Raw genomic sequence first — 15,711 nt, 5'->3', positions numbered from 1 at the left:
TGTCGGTGGTACGTGAAAGGATCGGGCCGTACAGCAGGAACGACGCTCGAAGGAGAGCGCGATGCCCAGCAAGCCGCCCGCAGGTGACCCGGTCCAGGACGCGCCCGAGGTCGCGGCGCCGCAGCACGCGGCTGCGGGCCTGCCCGCCATCGGGCACACGCTGCGCATCGCCCGGCAGCAGATGGGTGTGCGCCGCACGGCGCAGACGCTGCTGCAGGTCAATCAGAAGGACGGCTTCGACTGCCCCGGCTGCGCCTGGCCAGAGGGCGACAAGCGCCACGTCGCCGAGTTCTGCGAGAACGGGGCGAAGGCCGTCGCCGAGGAGGCGACGCTGCGCCGGGTGACACCGGACTTCTTCGCTGCGCACACGCTCTCCGATCTCGCGAGCCGCAGTGGTTACTGGCTGGGCCAGCAGGGCCGTATCACCCAGCCCATGTACCTCCCCGAGGGTGCCGACCGGTACGAGGCGGTGACCTGGGAGCGGGCGTTCGCGATCATCGCCGAGGAGCTGGGCGCGCTGTCGTCCCCGGACGAGGCGCTCTTCTACACCTCGGGGCGCACGAGCAACGAGGCGGCGTTCCTGCTGCAGCTGTTCGCCCGCGAATTCGGGACGAACAACCTGCCCGACTGTTCGAACATGTGCCACGAGTCGTCCGGCTCCGCGCTGACCGAGACGATCGGCATCGGCAAGGGCAGCGTCTCGCTGGAGGACCTGCACCAGGCCGATCTGATCATCGTGGCCGGTCAGAATCCCGGTACGAACCATCCCCGGATGCTCTCCGCCCTGGAGAAGGCCAAGGGCTCGGGCGCGAGGATCATCTCCGTGAATCCGCTGCCCGAGGCGGGCCTGGAGCGGTTCAAGAACCCGCAGACTCCGCGCGGCATGGTCAAGGGCGTCCCCCTGACCGATCTGTTCCTGCAGATCCGCATCGGCGGCGACCAGGCGCTCTTCCGGCTGCTCAACAAGCTGATCCTGGAGACGGAGGGCGCGGTCGACGAGGAGTTCGTACGCGAACACACCCACGGCTACGAGGAGTTCACCGCCGCCGCGCGGGCGGCGGACTGGGCGGACACCCTCGCCGCGACCGGCCTGCGGCGCGAGGAGATCGAGCGTGCGCTCGCCATGGTGCTGGAGTCGAAGCGCGTCATCGTGTGCTGGGCGATGGGTCTGACCCAGCACAAGCACTCCGTGGCGACCATCCGCGAGGTGGTCAACTTCCTGCTGCTGCGGGGCAACATCGGCCGTCCGGGCGCGGGCGTGTGCCCGGTGCGCGGCCATTCGAACGTGCAGGGCGACCGCACGATGGGCATCTTCGAGCGCCCGTCGGAGGCGTTCCTGGACGCGCTGGAGAGGGAGTTCGGTTTCGCGCCGCCGCGCCACCACGGGCTGGACGTGGTCCGCTCGATCGAGGCGCTGCGCGACGGCCGGGCCAAGGTCTTCTTCGCCATGGGCGGCAATTTCGTGGGGGCGACGCCGGACACGGAGGTCACCGAGGCGGCGATGCGCCGGGCGCGGCTGACCGTGCACGTGTCGACGAAGCTGAACCGCTCGCACGCCGTGACCGGCCGGCGGGCGCTGATCCTGCCGACGCTGGGCCGCACCGACAAGGACGTCCAGGCGGGCGGCCGTCAGGTGGTCACCGTCGAGGACTCGATGGGCATGGTCCACGCCTCCCGCGGGAATCTGCCGCCCGCGAGCCCGCATCTGCTCTCCGAGCCGGCGATCGTCGCCCGGATGGCGCGCGCGGTGCTGGGGCCGGCGTCGACGACGCCCTGGGAGGAGTTCGAGAAGGACTACGGGACGATCCGCGACCGGATCGCCCGGGTCGTTCCCGGCTTCGAGGACTTCAACGAGAAGATCGCCCGGCCGGGCGGTTTCACCCTCCCGCACGGCCCCCGCGACGAGCGCCGCTTCCCGACGGCGACGGGCAAGGCCCACTTCACCGCGGCCCCCGTGGAGTATCCCGAGGTGCCCGAGGGCCGGCTGCTGCTGCAGACCCTTCGCTCGCACGACCAGTACAACACCACGATCTACGGTCTCGACGACCGCTACCGCGGCATCAAGGGCGGCCGCCGCGTGGTGCTCGTCCACCCTCAGGACGCGCGCGAGCTGGGCCTGGCGGACGGTTCGTACGCCGATCTGGTCGGCGAGTGGAAGGACGGCGTGGAGCGCCGGGCCCGCGGCTTCCGGGTGATCCACTATCCGACGGCGCGCGGCTGCGCCGCCGCCTATTACCCGGAGACGAACGTGCTGGTGCCGCTGGACTCCACGGCGGACACCAGCAACACCCCCGCCAGCAAGTCCGTGATCGTGCGTCTGGAACAATCTCCGTCCGCCTAAGCGTTTGCTCAGGCAGTCAGGGAAACGCCGTACGACGATCGGAGCCGGCCCATGGGCGAGCAGACCACCGTGAAGTTCCCGCAAGAGGTCATCGACGAGTACGCGGAGCTCGGTATCGACCTGCCCGCGCTCTTCTCCGCCGGGAGCCTCGGCAACCGCATGGGCGTGCAGATCGCCGAGGCGTCGGCAGAGCGGGTCGTCGGCACGATGCCCGTGGAGGGCAACACCCAGCCGTACGGCCTGCTGCACGGCGGCGCCTCCGCCGTGCTGGCGGAGACCCTGGGGTCGGTGGGCTCGATGCTGCACGGCGGATCCTCCAAGATCGCCGTGGGCGTCGACCTCAACTGCACGCACCACCGCGGAGTGCGCTCGGGCCAGGTCACGGGCGTGGCCACGCCGGTGCACCGGGGGCGCTCGACGGCCACGTACGAGATCGTGATCACGGACGAGCAGGACAGGCGGGTGTGCACGGCCCGACTGACGTGCCTCCTGCGCGACGCCCAGGGCTGATCGCCGGCACCACGCGCGGCCCCGGGGCCGCCACCCTCTCCGCCCTGCCGCCGGGCGGGCGCCGCACACCGCCGGTGCCCGCCTGCGCCGCTTTACGGCCCAAGGTCACGCTTTGCGGATGCATCGGCGTTCCGGACCGTTGTGTCACCGATGGTGACGGCCTAGCGTTTGCCCATGGGCATGAAGCCGCACAGCCAGGCCATGTACGCCGCCGGCACCCTCCTGTTCTCCCTGGCCGCGGCCGCCTGCTCGACCACCCCCTCCCCCGGCCACCCGCGGACCCCAACTCCCGCACCACAGCCCAGCTCTCCTGCCCAGATATGCACAAGTCTCGTCTCGTACTGGGCCAAAGAGACGCTCAAGGGTGACAAATGGGCCGGAATCGACTGGGAACAAAAGGGGCTCTCCAATGATCAGTACGCCCTCCACGAGAAAATCGTCGCCGCGGCCCGCACCGAGCAAAGGCGCCAAGGGCGGCAGAAGGCGCTGGAACTGATCGACCGGCAGGCGGAGCGGGACTGCGCGGAACAGAACGGCCTGACGGGCAGTTCCGAGAACTGGCGACCGCCGAGGTGATCCCCGCGCCACATGGCATGATGAAGCGTCCGGAATTCGGACGGTGGCTGATTACTCAGCGCGGCGATGTCCGGTCGATTCATGCCCCCGACACGCCGCCGCAACATGATCAACATCTCCCCGTCCGTCACCCTGAGTGACGGAGATCGTGTCCGGAATTCGGTTTCACCCTCACGCACCCTCACAGTCCCGTTCTCCGAGTAACCCAAGCAAACTCCGGACGGCTGTCAGCACCAAGAACCACCCAAGCCCCTGAGCGGAACTGCATATTCTCACCATGTGGGCATTCCGTGCCGTATCCAAAAGCCCGATCTGTCCATACTCCCCCCACAGATCTTTGGCCTCGGCATAACAAGAGCGTCACATCCTGAGTTCCCGTCTCCCGGGCCCCCTCACCTCCGCCTAGAGTCACCGCCAGTCACCGCGCCGAAGGGCGCGCCTTCAGAAGGCCGTGTATCCCCCAGTACGGCCCGGCGGCAAAACGGCACCTCAGCAGAGGGGGCCGCGCCAGGGAAAGGATTAATCGTGCGACACCGTTCCTTGCTCATCCTCACCACCGTGGTCACCACGGGAGCGCTCACCCTCTCCGCCTGCGGCTCGCGCGACGACAACAAGGGCGGCAGCGAGAGCGGTGGCAAGACCACCGTTGTCATCGGTGTCGACGCGCCGCTCACCGGCTCCCTGTCGGCGCTCGGTCAGGGCATCAAGAACTCCGTGGACCTCGCGGCCAAGACCGCCAACAAGAACAACGAGGTCCCGGGCGTCGAGTTCAAGATCGAGGCCCTCGACGACCAGGCCGTACCCGCCTCCGGTCAGGCCAACGCCACCAAACTGGTCGGCAACAAGGACGTCCTCGGCGTCGTCGGCCCGCTGAACTCCGGCGTGTCCCAGTCGATGCAGGGCGTCTTCAACTCCGCGAACCTGACCCAGGTCTCCCCGGCCAACACCAACCCGGCGCTGAGCCAGGGCGACAACTGGGCCAAGGGCGAGAAGAAGCGGCCGTTCGCCACCTACTTCCGTACCGCCACCACGGACGTCATCCAGGGCAAGTTCGCCGCCCAGTACCTGTACAACGACGCCAAGAAGCGCAAGGTCTTCGTCGTCGACGACAAGCAGACCTACGGCGCCGGCCTCGCCGCGATCTTCTCCGAGGAGTTCGAGCGCCTCGGCGGCAAGGTCGTCGGCACCGACCACGTCACCGTGAAGGAGACCGACTTCTCCTCCACCGCCGACAAGGTCAAGGCCAAGGGCGCCGACTCCGTCTACTTCGGCGGTCAGTACCCCGAGGGCGGCCTGCTCTCCGACCAGGTCAAGAAGGCCGGGGCCAACGTCCCGACCATGGGTGGCGACGGCATCTACGACCCGGCGTTCATCGCGGCTTCCGGTACGGCGAACGACGGCGACCTCGCGACCTCCGTCGGATACCCGGTCGAGAAGCTCCCGACGGCCAAGAAGTTCATCGAGGACTACAACGCCGGCAGCTACAAGGACCCGTACGCGGCCTACGGCGGCTACTCCTACGACGCCGCGTGGAGCATCATCCAGGCGGTCAAGGCCGTCGTCGCGGCCAACGACGGCAAGGTGCCGGCCGACGCCCGCAAGAAGGTCACCGAGGCCATGTCCAAGGTCTCGTTCGACGGTGTGACCGGCAAGGTCTCGTTCGACGAGTTCGGCGACACCACCAACAAGCAGCTCACCGTCTACTCGGTCAAGGGCGGCAAGTGGACCGACGTCAAGTCCGCGACCTTCGAGGACTGACCGAGCAGTGACCCAGGACGGACCGGCCGCGAGCCGCTCCGCCAGCCCCCACCGAAATTGAACACAGCCGCGCGAGGGCGCAAACAGCGCCCTCGCGCGGACTCATATCCGACACGCTCATCGGAGGCCCTGCGGTGAACGAACTGCCGCAACAGCTGGCCAACGGCCTTGCCCTCGGCGCCCTTTATGGTCTGATCGCCATCGGGTACACCATGGTCTACGGCATCGTCCAGCTCATCAACTTCGCCCACGGCGAGATCTTCATGATCGGGGGCTTCGGCGCCCTCACCACCTACATCTGGCTCCCCAGCGGAACGAGCCTGCTGGTGGCGATACCGCTCATGATCATCGGCGGCGCCATAGCCTCCGTCGCCGTCGCCACGGCCGCGGAGCGCTTCGCCTACCGGCCGCTCCGCAACGCTCCCAGGCTCGCCCCCCTCATCACCGCGATCGGCCTGTCGATCGCACTCCAGCAGCTGGTCTGGGGCTTCTACCCGGACGCCAAGGAAGCCCGCAGCTTCCCGGAGTTCACCGGGGAATCCTTCAAGATCTTCGACAACCTCGCCATCCAGCGCGCCGACGCCTTCGTGCTGATCCTCGCGCCGCTGTGCATGCTCGGCCTCGGCCTCTTCGTCTCCAAGAGCCGCAGCGGACGCGCCATGCAGGCCACCGCCCAGGACCCCGACACGGCGAAGCTGATGGGCATCAACACCGACCGCATCATCGTGATGGCGTTCGCCATCGGCGCCGCGTTCGCCGCGGTGGCGGCGGTCGCGTACGGCCTCGACCGGGGCCAGATCAACTTCGAGATGGGCTTCATCCTCGGCCTCAAGGCGTTCACCGCCGCCGTCCTCGGCGGCATCGGCAACATCTACGGCGCCATGGTCGGCGGCGTGGTGCTCGGCCTCGCCGAGGCGCTGTCGATCGCCTACATCGAGGAAATCCCCGGCATGCAGCAGCTCGGCGGTGGCGCCTGGTCCAACGTCTGGGCTTTCGTACTCCTCATCGTCGTGCTGCTCGTCAGGCCTCAGGGTCTGCTCGGTGAGCGCGTCGCGGATCGGGCGTGAGAACGATGACCACCGACACCACCAAGACGGCCGGCGCCGCTCAGGAGATCTCCCGCGCCACCGCCCTGCGCTGGGCGACCGCTCTCGGCGGCGCCGCGACCATCGCCAGCACCTTCCTGGCATGGACCTGGACCGCCGAGTTCCCCGGCGACCTCACCGTCACCGGCTACCCCGGCGGACTGCAGGTCCTCACCCTGGTCGCCGGCCTGCTCGTCGCTCTCTACGCACTCGCGTCCCTCGGCATCAAGGGGCTCGGCTGGCTGGCACCGACCGGAACCACCAAGGCCCTGAGGCTCCTCGCCCTCGGCGGCTTCGCCACCACCTGGTTCACCGTGATCGCCATCGCCGTCGAGCTCGGCGGCCTCGTGAACCTGGAGCCCGGTGGCTACGTCGCCGTGCTGGCCTCCGCGATCCCCGTCGTCACGGCGTTCCTGCTGCCCGACGACACCCGCAAAGCCGCCAAGGCCAAGGAACTGCCCTCCTGGGCCGAGATCCTGATCATCGTCGCCGCGTTCGCGGTCGGGCTGTACGTCATCACCTACGGCATCGACACCGAGTACGCCGAGCTCTTCACCGGCTACCTGATCACCGTCGGGTTCGCCGTCGCCGCGCTCTTCAAGGCCGGCCTCGTCGGCCGGCTCTCGGCCGTCACGGCCAAGTACCGCCAGGTCACGATGCTCTCCGCCTTCGTCGCCGCCGCGGCCTTCCCCTTCACCCAGAGCACGGACCAGTACACGCTCGTCGCGGTCAACATCCTCATCTTCGCGACCGTGGCACTCGGTCTGAACGTCGTCGTCGGCCTCGCCGGCCTGCTCGACCTCGGATACGTCGCCTTCCTCGGCGTCGGCGCCTACACCGCCGCCCTCGTCTCCGGATCGACAGCCTCCGCCTTCGACGTGCACTTCCCCTTCTGGGCGGCTGTGCTCACCGGCGCCGTCGTGTCGCTGATCTTCGGCGTCGTCATCGGTGCCCCGACCCTGCGGCTGCGCGGCGACTACCTCGCCATCGTGACGCTCGGCTTCGGTGAGATCTTCCGCATCGTCATGCTGAACCTCGACGGCACCTCCGGCCCGCAGGTCACCAACGGCCCCAACGGCATCCCGAACATCCCGGACCTGGAGTTCTTCGGGTTCAACTTCGGGCAGGCCCACACGGTGCTCGGATTCGAACTCGGCGCCTACGCCAACTACTACCTGCTGATGCTGCTGGCGACGGTCCTCGTGGTCCTCGTCTTCAGCCGTGCCGGCAGCTCCCGCATCGGCCGTGCCTGGGTCGCCATCCGCGAGGACGAGACGGCCGCCACCGCCATGGGCATCAACGGCTTCCGCGTCAAGCTCATCGCGTTCGCCCTGGGTGCCACGCTCGCCGGCCTCGCCGGCACCGTACAGGCGCACGTCCAGCACACCGTGGTCCCCGAGATGTACCAGTTCGCCGGCCCCGTACCGCCCAACTCGGCCTTCCTCCTGGCGGCCGTCATCCTCGGCGGCATGGGCACCATCAGCGGACCGCTGCTGGGCGCCACGCTCCTCTACATGATCCCGGCCAAGCTGCAGTTCCTCCAGGACTACCAGCTCCTCGGCTTCGGCGTCGCCCTCATCGTGCTGATGCGTGTCCGCCCCGAAGGGCTTATCGCCAACCGGCGCGCCCAGCTCGAGTACCACGAGACCGATCAACTCGACGTCCCGGACAAGGGACTCCCCGACTCCGGCGTCGGCGTCGCCAAGGCGGGGGCGTGAAGGACATGACCACCACCAACACCAGCACCACCACGCAGACGGTCCTCGAGGCCAGCGGTGTCACCATGCGCTTCGGCGGTCTCACGGCCGTCAAGTCCGTGGATCTGACCGTCCGTTCGGGCGAGATCGTCGGCCTCATCGGCCCCAACGGCGCCGGCAAGACGACGTTCTTCAACTGCCTCACCGGCCTGTACATCCCGACCGAGGGCACCGTCTCCTACAAGGGCACGGTCCTGCCGCCCAAGCCGCACCTGGTCACCAAGGCGGGCATCGCCCGTACCTTCCAGAACATCCGGCTGTTCGCCAACATGACCGTCCTGGAGAACGTCCTGGTCGGCCGGCACACCCGGACCAAGGAAGGTCTCTGGTCCGCCCTCCTGCGCGGACCGGGCTTCAAGAAGGCGGAGGCCGCGTCCCACGCACGAGCCATGGAACTCCTGGAGTTCATCGGCCTGGAGCACAAGGCCGACCACCTCGCCCGCAACCTGCCCTACGGCGAGCAGCGCAAGCTGGAGATCGCCCGCGCGCTCGCGAGCGACCCCGGTCTGCTGCTCCTCGACGAGCCCACCGCGGGCATGAACCCCCAGGAGACCCGGGCCGCCGAGGAACTCATCTTCGCCATCCGGGACATGGGCATCGCCGTGCTCGTCATCGAGCACGACATGCGCTTCATCTTCAACCTCTGCGACCGCGTCGCCTGTCTCGTCCAGGGCGAGAAGCTCATCGAGGGCACGCCGGCCGTCGTCCAGGGCGACGAGCGCGTCGTGGCGGCGTACCTCGGTACGCCGTTCGAGGGCGAGCCGGGTGAGGCGGAAGCGGCCGAGGTCGACGCCGCCGAGGCGGAGACCAAGCCGGCGGGTTCCGCCGCCGCGAAGGATGCGGCGCCTGCGTCGGACGACTCCGAGACGGACGACTCCGCGTCGGACGAACCCGGGGCGTCGGACGACTTGGCCGACGACACGCCCGCCGACGGCGACGGCTCCGCCGCCGCTTCCGCGGACGACGAAACACGTACCACCGGCAAGGAAGGAGAGGCGAAGTGACCGCACTCCTCGAAGTCGAGGACCTGAGGGTCGCCTACGGCAAGATCGAGGCCGTCAAGGGCATCTCCTTCTCCGTCGAGGCCGGACAGGTCGTCACCCTCATCGGCACCAACGGCGCCGGCAAGACCACGACCCTGCGCACGCTGTCCGGACTGCTCAAGCCGTCCGGCGGAAGAATCCTGTTCGACGGGAAGCCGCTCAGCGGCATCCCCGCGCACAAGATCGTGTCGCTGGGCCTGGCCCACTCCCCCGAGGGGCGGCACATCTTCCCCCGCCTCACCATCGCCGAGAACCTCCACCTCGGAGCGTTCCTGCGGAGCGACAAGGACGGGATCGAGAAGGACATCCAGCGTGCCTACGATCTCTTCCCCATCCTCGGCGAGCGCCGCAAGCAGGCGGCGGGAACGCTGTCCGGCGGTGAGCAGCAGATGCTCGCCATGGGACGCGCGCTGATGTCGCAGCCCAAACTGCTCATGCTCGACGAGCCCTCCATGGGCCTCTCCCCGATCATGATGCAGAAGATCATGTCGACCATCTCGGAGCTGAAGGCCCAGGGCACGACGATCCTCCTCGTCGAGCAGAACGCCCAGGCCGCGCTGTCCCTGGCCGATCAGGCCTACGTGATGGAGGTCGGCAAGGTCGTGCTCTCCGGCACCGGCCAGGACCTGCTCCACGACGAGTCGGTCCGCAAGGCCTACCTCGGCGAGGACTGACTCCCGGCAGACGGAAGGGCCCGCACCCCCGACGGGGTGCGGGCCCTTCCCGCGTCCGGCGGCTACTGCCCCTTGGCCGCCTTCTTCTCCTCCGCGTCCTCGATGACCGCCTCCGCGACCTGCTGCATCGACAGGCGACGGTCCATCGACGTCTTCTGGATCCACCGGAACGCGGCCGGCTCCGTCAGCCCGTACTGCGTCTGCAGGATGCTCTTGGCGCGGTCGACCAGCTTGCGCGTCTCCAGGCGCTGGGAGAGGTCGGCAACCTCCTTCTCCAGGGCCTTCAGCTCCGTGAAGCGGGAGACCGCCATCTCGATCGCCGGCACGACGTCGCTCTTGCTGAACGGCTTGACGAGGTACGCCATGGCACCGGCGTCGCGCGCCCGCTCGACGAGGTCGCGCTGCGAGAAGGCCGTGAGCATGAGGACCGGGGCGATGGACTCCTCGGCGATCTTCTCGGCCGCCGAGATCCCGTCGAGGACCGGCATCTTCACATCGAGGATCACGAGGTCCGGGCGGTGCTCCCGGGCCAGCTCGACGGCTCGCTGACCGTCGCCGGCCTCGCCGACGACCGCGTACCCCTCTTCCTCGAGCATCTCTTTGAGGTCGAGCCGGATGAGGGCCTCGTCCTCGGCGATGACGACGCGGGTCGTCAGCGGCGGTACGTGCGACTTGTCGTCGTCATCGGCGATCGGCTGGGGCGACTCGGGGGCGGTCACGGGGGCTCCTCGGGGCGGGGCAGGTCACTGCCCTTAGAGCCTACCTAGCTGATGGAGATGACCATCACCCGGTACACTCCGACAAGCGACCTCGCCGGGTTGGCGGAATGGCAGACGCTGATGTCTCAAACACATCTGTCCGAAAGGGCGTGCGGGTTCGAATCCCGCACCCGGCACACGAATAAGCGGATGTTCACGTTCTCGTGAACATCCGCTTTGTGCTACTTACGGCCATGATTCATCACTCAAAGTGGCCGTATGAACTTCCACGGCACAATAGTGCGACAGAAGGCCCTGACGATGCTGCGGGACGGCGCGAGGAACACTGACGTAGCTCGAAAGCTCCAGGTACCCAGTGGCACGATCAGCTACTGGAAACACGTTGACCGCGCCAAGAGGGGAGAGCCCTCAAACGCGCATCAGCCCGCATGCCCCCGGTGCGACGGAGAGCTGGATCAACCGGCTTACGCATATCTCCTCGGCTTGTACCTCGGCGATGGGCACATCATCCAGAACCGAGCCATGCGGTCCCCGAGCCTCTCCATCAGCTGTGACGAGTCGTGGCCCGGGGTCATGGAGGCATGCGAGAGAGCCATGCGTTCGGTGTTCCCGCACAACTCCGTTTGCAGAGTGCGCCGGCAGGGGTGCCGCGAAGTGAAGATGTACTCCAAGCACCTGTGGTGCCTTTTCCCCCAGCACGGCCCCGGCAAGAAGCACGAGCGAAAGATCGCCCTCGAGCCCTGGCAGCAGGACATCATCGACGCCTATCCCTGGGAGTTCGTCCGGGGGCTCATCCACTCCGACGGCTGCCGGAACATTAACTGGACCACCCGGATCGTGGGCGGTGAGCGCAAGCGCTACGAGTACCCGCGGTACTTCTTCACCAATCTCTCGGACGACATCCGGCAGCTGTACACGGACACCCTCGACAAGCTGGGCGTCGAGTGGAAGCACTGCACCCGCGGCGGCCGGCCGTACAACATCTCCGTCGCCCGACGCGCTTCCGTCGCCCTCATGGACGCGCACGTCGGGCCGAAGCACTGAGCCTTACGCGAGGCCCTCGCCGATGCGGTGCACCCGGACCAGGTTCGTCGAGCCCGGGACGCCCGGCGGGGAGCCGGCCGTGATGACCACGATGTCGCCCTTCCGGCAGCGGCCGATCTTCAGCAGTTCCTCGTCCACCTGCGCCACCATCGCGTCGGTCGACTCCACGTGCGGGCCGAGGAAAGTCTCCACGCCCCACGTGAGGTTGAGCTGCGAGCGCGTGGAGGGGTCCGGGGTGAACGCGAGGAGCGGGATCGGGGAGCGGTAGCGCGACAGGCGGCGGACCGTGTCGCCGGACTGGGTGAAGGCGACCAGGAACTTGGCGCCGAGGAAGTCCCCCATCTCGGCGGCCGCGCGGGCGACGGCGCCGCCCTGGGTGCGGGGCTTGTTGCGCTCGGTCAGGGGCGGCAGGCCCTTGGCGAGGACGTCCTCCTCGGCCGCCTCGACGATGCGGCTCATGGTCCTGACCGTCTCGACGGGGTATTTGCCGACGCTGGTCTCGCCCGAGAGCATCACGGCGTCGGTGCCGTCCATGACGGCGTTGGCGACGTCGGAGGCCTCGGCGCGGGTGGGACGGCTGTTGTCGATCATCGAGTCGAGCATCTGGGTGGCGACGATGACCGGCTTGGCGTTGCGCTTGGCGAGCTTGACGGCCCTCTTCTGGACGATGGGCACCTGCTCCAGCGGCATTTCGACGCCGAGGTCGCCGCGGGCGACCATGATGCCGTCGAAGGCGGCGACGATGTCGTCGATGTTCTCCACGGCCTGGGGCTTCTCGACCTTGGCGATGACCGGGATGCGCCGGCCTTCCTCCGCCATGACGCGGTGGACGTCGTCGATGTCGCGGCCGCTGCGGACGAAGGAGAGGGCGATGACGTCCGCGCCGATGCGCAGGGCCCAGCGCAGGTCCTCGACGTCCTTCTCGGAGAGCGCGGGGACGGAGACGGCGACACCGGGGAGGTTGAGCCCCTTGTGGTCGGAGACCATGCCGCCTTCGGCGACGACGGTGCGCACGCGGGTGCCGTCCACCTCGGTGACCTCGAGGGCGACCTTTCCGTCGTCGACGAGGATGCGCTCGCCGCGCGTGACGTCCGCCGCCAGTCCTTTGTAGGTGGTTCCGCAGATGTGGCGGTCGCCCTCGATGTCCTCGACGGTGATGGTGAATTCGTCGCCGCGTTCGAGCAGTACGGGGCCTTCCCGGAAACGCCCGAGACGGATCTTCGGACCTTGAAGGTCGGCGAGGACGCCCACGCTGCGGCCGGTCTCGTCGGAGGCCTTCCGCACGTGCCCGTAACGTTCCTCGTGGTCGGCGTACGTGCCGTGGCTGAGGTTGAAGCGGGCGACGTCCATTCCGGCTTCGACCAGGGCTTTGATCTGGTCGTATGTGTCGGTGGCGGGCCCCAGGGTACAGACGATCTTTGCTCGGCGCATGCTTCGAGCCTATGGCTTACCGGCCGGTAGAGAATTGGCCGGGCATGACTACTCAACAACCTTTGCGTGAAGCGTTATTGACAAGTGTTGAATTGTGCGCAGGGGTGCTCCGATGAGCGCTCGCCACTTCATGAAAATGTGCTCGTCTAGAACTCCGGCGGGGTCATGGTGAAACGCGCGTTCACCTGTGCGCTCACCGTCTGGCGCTGCGGTTCGAGATCCAGGGCGGGCGCCATTTCGGTCTGGGCCGCCTCGAATGCCGCCGCCCGCATTCCGCCGGACGCGGCCGGCATGCCGTACGGCACGGGGTTCTCCGCGCCGATGTCGGCGAGTTCCACCAGGGCCGAGAGCCGGCTGCCGAGCGCCGCGGCGTATTCGCGGGCGCGCTGCACCGCGTCCCGTACGGCCTCGCGGCGGGCCTCGCCGTGCGCGGGCGAGTCGGGGCGCAGCGACCACCAGGGGCCGCTGACCCGGGTCAGCTCCATATCGGCGAGCCGGGTGGTGAGTTCGCCGAGGGCGGTGAAGTCGGTGAGTGTGGCGGTGATGTACACGCCGCCGTGGTAGGCGCGGACCCTCTCGCCGCGGCCGTGCTGGGCGAGTTCGGGGCTGATGGAGAAGGCGCCGGTGGCCAGTTTCTCGACGGCGTCGCCGTAGGACTTGATCAGCTCGAGCACGGCGTTGTTGCGCCGGGTCAGGTCCTCCAGGGCGGTGCGCCGGTCCTTGCCGCGGGCGCTGACCTGGACGCCGATCCTGGCGATCTCGGGGTCGAACTCGAGCCTGGCCTCGCCGCGCACGGAGACCCTCGGCGCCTCGGGTGTGCCGTACGGGACTGCGCTGTCGCTGGTCATGCGGTCTCCCTCACTGTTGTGGTCGAACCCTTTCGCACGGGACGGTCCTGCGCCAGAATCTACGCGCGTTGTGCTCATGATCGAGGGAGACGAAATGCCGCTGAACCGTAGGACGTTCCTGGAGCGGTCGGCCGCCGCCGGGGCCGGTGTGGCGATCGCCGGCAGCGCCGCGGCACCCGCCGCGGCCGACGAGCCGGGACGGGGGCACGGCCACGGACGTCCGCCGAAGCGGTACTCGTTCACCGTGATGGGGACGACGGATCTGCACGGCAATGTCTTCAACTGGGACTACTTCACCGACAAGGAGTTCGACGACAAGGCCCACAACGACGTGGGCCTGGCGAAGATCTCGACGCTGGTGAACCGCGTCCGCGAGGAGAAGGGGCGCCGCAACACGCTCCTGATAGACGCCGGCGACACCATTCAGGGCACCCAGCTGTCGTACTACTACGCCAAGGTCGACCCGATCACCGCCGAGCGCGGACCGGTGCACCCGATGGCGCAGGCGATGAACGCCATCGGCTACGACGCCGCGGCGCTCGGCAACCACGAGTTCAACTACGGCATCCCGGTGCTGCGGAAGTTCGAGGAGCAGTGCGACTTCCCGCTGCTCGGTGCGAACGCGCTGGACGCGAAGACGCTGCGTCCGGCGTTCGCGCCGTACAGCATGCACCGGCTGCGCACCCCGCACGGCCGTGACGTGCGTGTCGCGGTCCTCGGGCTCACCAACCCCGGCATCGCGATCTGGGACAAGCAGAACGTCAGCGGGAAGATGATCTTCCCCGGCCTGGAGGAGCAGGCGGCGAAGTGGGTGCCGAAGCTCCGGTCGATGGGCGCCGACGTCGTCATCGTCTCCGCGCACTCGGGCTCCAGCGGCACCTCCTCGTACGGTGACCAGCTGCCGTACATCGAGAACGCGGCGGGTCTGGTCGCCGAGCAGGTGCCGGGCATCGACGCGATCCTGGTCGGCCACGCGCACACCGAGATTGCCGAGTACTTCGTCGCCAACAAGGAGACCGGCAAGCAGGTCGTGCTCTCCGAGCCGCTGAAGTGGGGCCAGCGGCTCACCCTGTTCGACTTCGACCTGGTGTGGGAGAAGGGCCGCTGGACCGTCGAGAAGGTGGGCGCGCAGGTCCTGAACTCGAACACGGTCGCGGAGGACGAGGAGATCACCCGGCTGCTCGGCGACGAGCACGAGAAGGTGGTCGCGTACGTCAACCAGGTCATCGGCACGTCCACCGTCGCGATGTCGACGGCCGACGCGCCCTGGAAGGACGAGCCGATCATCGACCTGATCAACCACGTGCAGGCCGAGACGGTGAAGGCGGCCCTGGCGGGCGGCCAGTGGGCGGCGCTTCCGGTGCTGTCGCAGGCGTCGTGCTTCTCCCGTACGGCCGCCATCCCGGCGGGTGACGTGACGATCCGGGACGCGGCCGGGCTCTATCCGTTCGAGAACACCCTCGAGGCCCGGCTGGTGACGGGTGCGCAGCTGCGGGAGTACCTGGAGTTCTCCGCGCGCTACTACGTGCAGACGCCCGCGGGCGCTCCGGTCGACACGTCGAAGCTGACGAACGCGGGGGGTACGCCCGACTACAACTACGACGCCGTGTCGGGGGTGACGTACGAGGTCGACATCGCGAAGCCGGCCGGTTCGCGGATCGTGAACCTGTCCTTCGAGGGCCGTCCGATCGATCCGGCGGCCCGGTTCGTGCTGGCCGTCAACAACTACCGGGCGAGCGGTGGAGGCAACTTCCCGCACATCGCCCGCGCCCAGCAGCTGTGGGCGAACTCCGAGGAGATCAGGAACACGATCATCTCCTGGGTGCAGGCGCAGGGCACGGTCGACCCGGCGTCGTTCGCCTCGGTGGGGTGGAAGCTGACGCGGGACGGCGCGCCGGTCTTCTAGCCGCTTTGGGACGGGGGGA

At 68.3% G+C, this 15,711-nt stretch carries 13 protein-coding genes and 1 tRNA gene; 11 read left to right on the top strand and 3 right to left on the bottom strand.

Going from position 1 to position 15,711, the window contains the following annotated elements; genetic code table 11:
• The first annotated feature begins 61 nt into the window (after positions 1-61).
• From HW130_RS08380 to HW130_RS08345, 8 genes are all read left to right on the top strand, one after another.
• Positions 62-2,341 (top strand): FdhF/YdeP family oxidoreductase, encoded by a 2,280-nt coding sequence (locus HW130_RS08380; protein WP_177148800.1) that lies wholly within the window; start codon positions 62-64, stop codon positions 2,339-2,341.
• 51 nt (positions 2,342-2,392) lie between these two features.
• On the top strand, positions 2,393-2,851 hold the full coding sequence (locus HW130_RS08375) for a PaaI family thioesterase (RefSeq protein WP_177148799.1): 459 nt from the start codon (positions 2,393-2,395) through the stop codon (positions 2,849-2,851).
• A gap of 174 nt (positions 2,852-3,025) precedes the next feature.
• Positions 3,026-3,427 (top strand): hypothetical protein, encoded by a 402-nt coding sequence (locus HW130_RS08370; RefSeq protein ID WP_177148798.1) that lies wholly within the window; start codon positions 3,026-3,028, stop codon positions 3,425-3,427.
• Positions 3,428-3,952: 525 nt separating this feature from the next.
• Positions 3,953-5,185, top strand: a complete 1,233-nt coding sequence (locus tag HW130_RS08365; RefSeq protein WP_177148797.1) for a branched-chain amino acid ABC transporter substrate-binding protein — start codon at positions 3,953-3,955, stop codon at positions 5,183-5,185.
• A gap of 134 nt (positions 5,186-5,319) precedes the next feature.
• On the top strand, positions 5,320-6,252 hold the full coding sequence (locus HW130_RS08360; protein WP_177148796.1) for a branched-chain amino acid ABC transporter permease: 933 nt from the start codon (positions 5,320-5,322) through the stop codon (positions 6,250-6,252).
• Positions 6,253-6,257: 5 nt separating this feature from the next.
• Complete coding sequence (locus tag HW130_RS08355; protein ID WP_177148915.1) at positions 6,258-7,988, top strand: branched-chain amino acid ABC transporter permease; 1,731 nt, start codon at positions 6,258-6,260, stop codon at positions 7,986-7,988.
• A 5-nt stretch (positions 7,989-7,993) separates the two neighbouring features.
• Complete coding sequence (locus HW130_RS08350) at positions 7,994-9,031, top strand: ABC transporter ATP-binding protein (protein ID WP_177148795.1); 1,038 nt, start codon at positions 7,994-7,996, stop codon at positions 9,029-9,031.
• Positions 9,028-9,744 carry an ABC transporter ATP-binding protein gene (locus tag HW130_RS08345; RefSeq protein WP_177148794.1) on the top strand — a complete coding sequence of 239 codons (717 nt, stop codon included), beginning with the start codon at positions 9,028-9,030 and terminating at the stop codon, positions 9,742-9,744. The genes HW130_RS08350 and HW130_RS08345 overlap by 4 nt, the downstream gene beginning before the upstream one ends.
• Before the next feature lie 62 nt (positions 9,745-9,806).
• Here HW130_RS08345 and HW130_RS08340 read toward each other — a convergent pair whose 3' ends face one another.
• Complete coding sequence (locus HW130_RS08340) at positions 9,807-10,463, bottom strand: ANTAR domain-containing response regulator (RefSeq protein ID WP_177148793.1); 657 nt, start codon at positions 10,461-10,463, stop codon at positions 9,807-9,809.
• A 93-nt stretch (positions 10,464-10,556) separates the two neighbouring features.
• Between HW130_RS08340 and HW130_RS08335 the strand changes: the two genes are divergently transcribed.
• Positions 10,557-10,639: transfer RNA gene (locus HW130_RS08335), tRNA-Leu, on the top strand.
• 82 nt (positions 10,640-10,721) lie between these two features.
• Positions 10,722-11,507 carry a helix-turn-helix domain-containing protein gene (locus tag HW130_RS08330; protein ID WP_177148792.1) on the top strand — a complete coding sequence of 262 codons (786 nt, stop codon included), beginning with the start codon at positions 10,722-10,724 and terminating at the stop codon, positions 11,505-11,507.
• A 3-nt stretch (positions 11,508-11,510) separates the two neighbouring features.
• On the opposite strand, the gene pyk is transcribed toward HW130_RS08330, so the two are convergent.
• Positions 11,511-12,938: a pyruvate kinase gene (gene pyk, locus HW130_RS08325; RefSeq protein ID WP_177148791.1), complete on the bottom strand. Its 1,428-nt coding sequence runs from the start codon at positions 12,936-12,938 to the stop codon at positions 11,511-11,513.
• A gap of 146 nt (positions 12,939-13,084) precedes the next feature.
• Positions 13,085-13,786, bottom strand: coding sequence for an SIMPL domain-containing protein (locus HW130_RS08320; RefSeq protein WP_177148790.1), 702 nt, complete (start codon positions 13,784-13,786; stop codon positions 13,085-13,087).
• 94 nt (positions 13,787-13,880) lie between these two features.
• On the opposite strand from HW130_RS08320, the gene HW130_RS08315 reads away from it, so the two are divergent.
• Positions 13,881-15,692, top strand: a complete 1,812-nt coding sequence (locus tag HW130_RS08315; protein WP_177148789.1) for a bifunctional UDP-sugar hydrolase/5'-nucleotidase — start codon at positions 13,881-13,883, stop codon at positions 15,690-15,692.
• Positions 15,693-15,711 lie beyond the last annotated feature (19 nt).

It is taken from the genome of Streptomyces sp. PKU-EA00015, from assembly GCF_013387495.1.
Taxonomy (GTDB): Bacteria; Actinomycetota; Actinomycetes; order Streptomycetales; family Streptomycetaceae; genus Streptomyces.
This window is presented reverse-complemented; position numbering and strand designations above follow the sequence as displayed.

Coding starts and splice junctions, on each gene's coding strand:
- HW130_RS08330 (WP_177148792.1), top strand. CDS start 10,722: ATGAACTTCCACGGCACAATAGTGCGACAGAAGGCCCTGACGATGCTG.
- HW130_RS08380 (WP_177148800.1), top strand. CDS start 62: ATGCCCAGCAAGCCGCCCGCAGGTGACCCGGTCCAGGACGCGCCCGAG.
- HW130_RS08370 (WP_177148798.1), top strand. CDS start 3,026: ATGGGCATGAAGCCGCACAGCCAGGCCATGTACGCCGCCGGCACCCTC.
- HW130_RS08355 (WP_177148915.1), top strand. CDS start 6,258: ATGACCACCGACACCACCAAGACGGCCGGCGCCGCTCAGGAGATCTCC.
- HW130_RS08320 (WP_177148790.1), bottom strand. CDS start 13,786: ATGACCAGCGACAGCGCAGTCCCGTACGGCACACCCGAGGCGCCGAGG.
- pyk (WP_177148791.1), bottom strand. CDS start 12,938: ATGCGCCGAGCAAAGATCGTCTGTACCCTGGGGCCCGCCACCGACACA.
- HW130_RS08350 (WP_177148795.1), top strand. CDS start 7,994: ATGACCACCACCAACACCAGCACCACCACGCAGACGGTCCTCGAGGCC.
- HW130_RS08375 (WP_177148799.1), top strand. CDS start 2,393: ATGGGCGAGCAGACCACCGTGAAGTTCCCGCAAGAGGTCATCGACGAG.
- HW130_RS08315 (WP_177148789.1), top strand. CDS start 13,881: ATGCCGCTGAACCGTAGGACGTTCCTGGAGCGGTCGGCCGCCGCCGGG.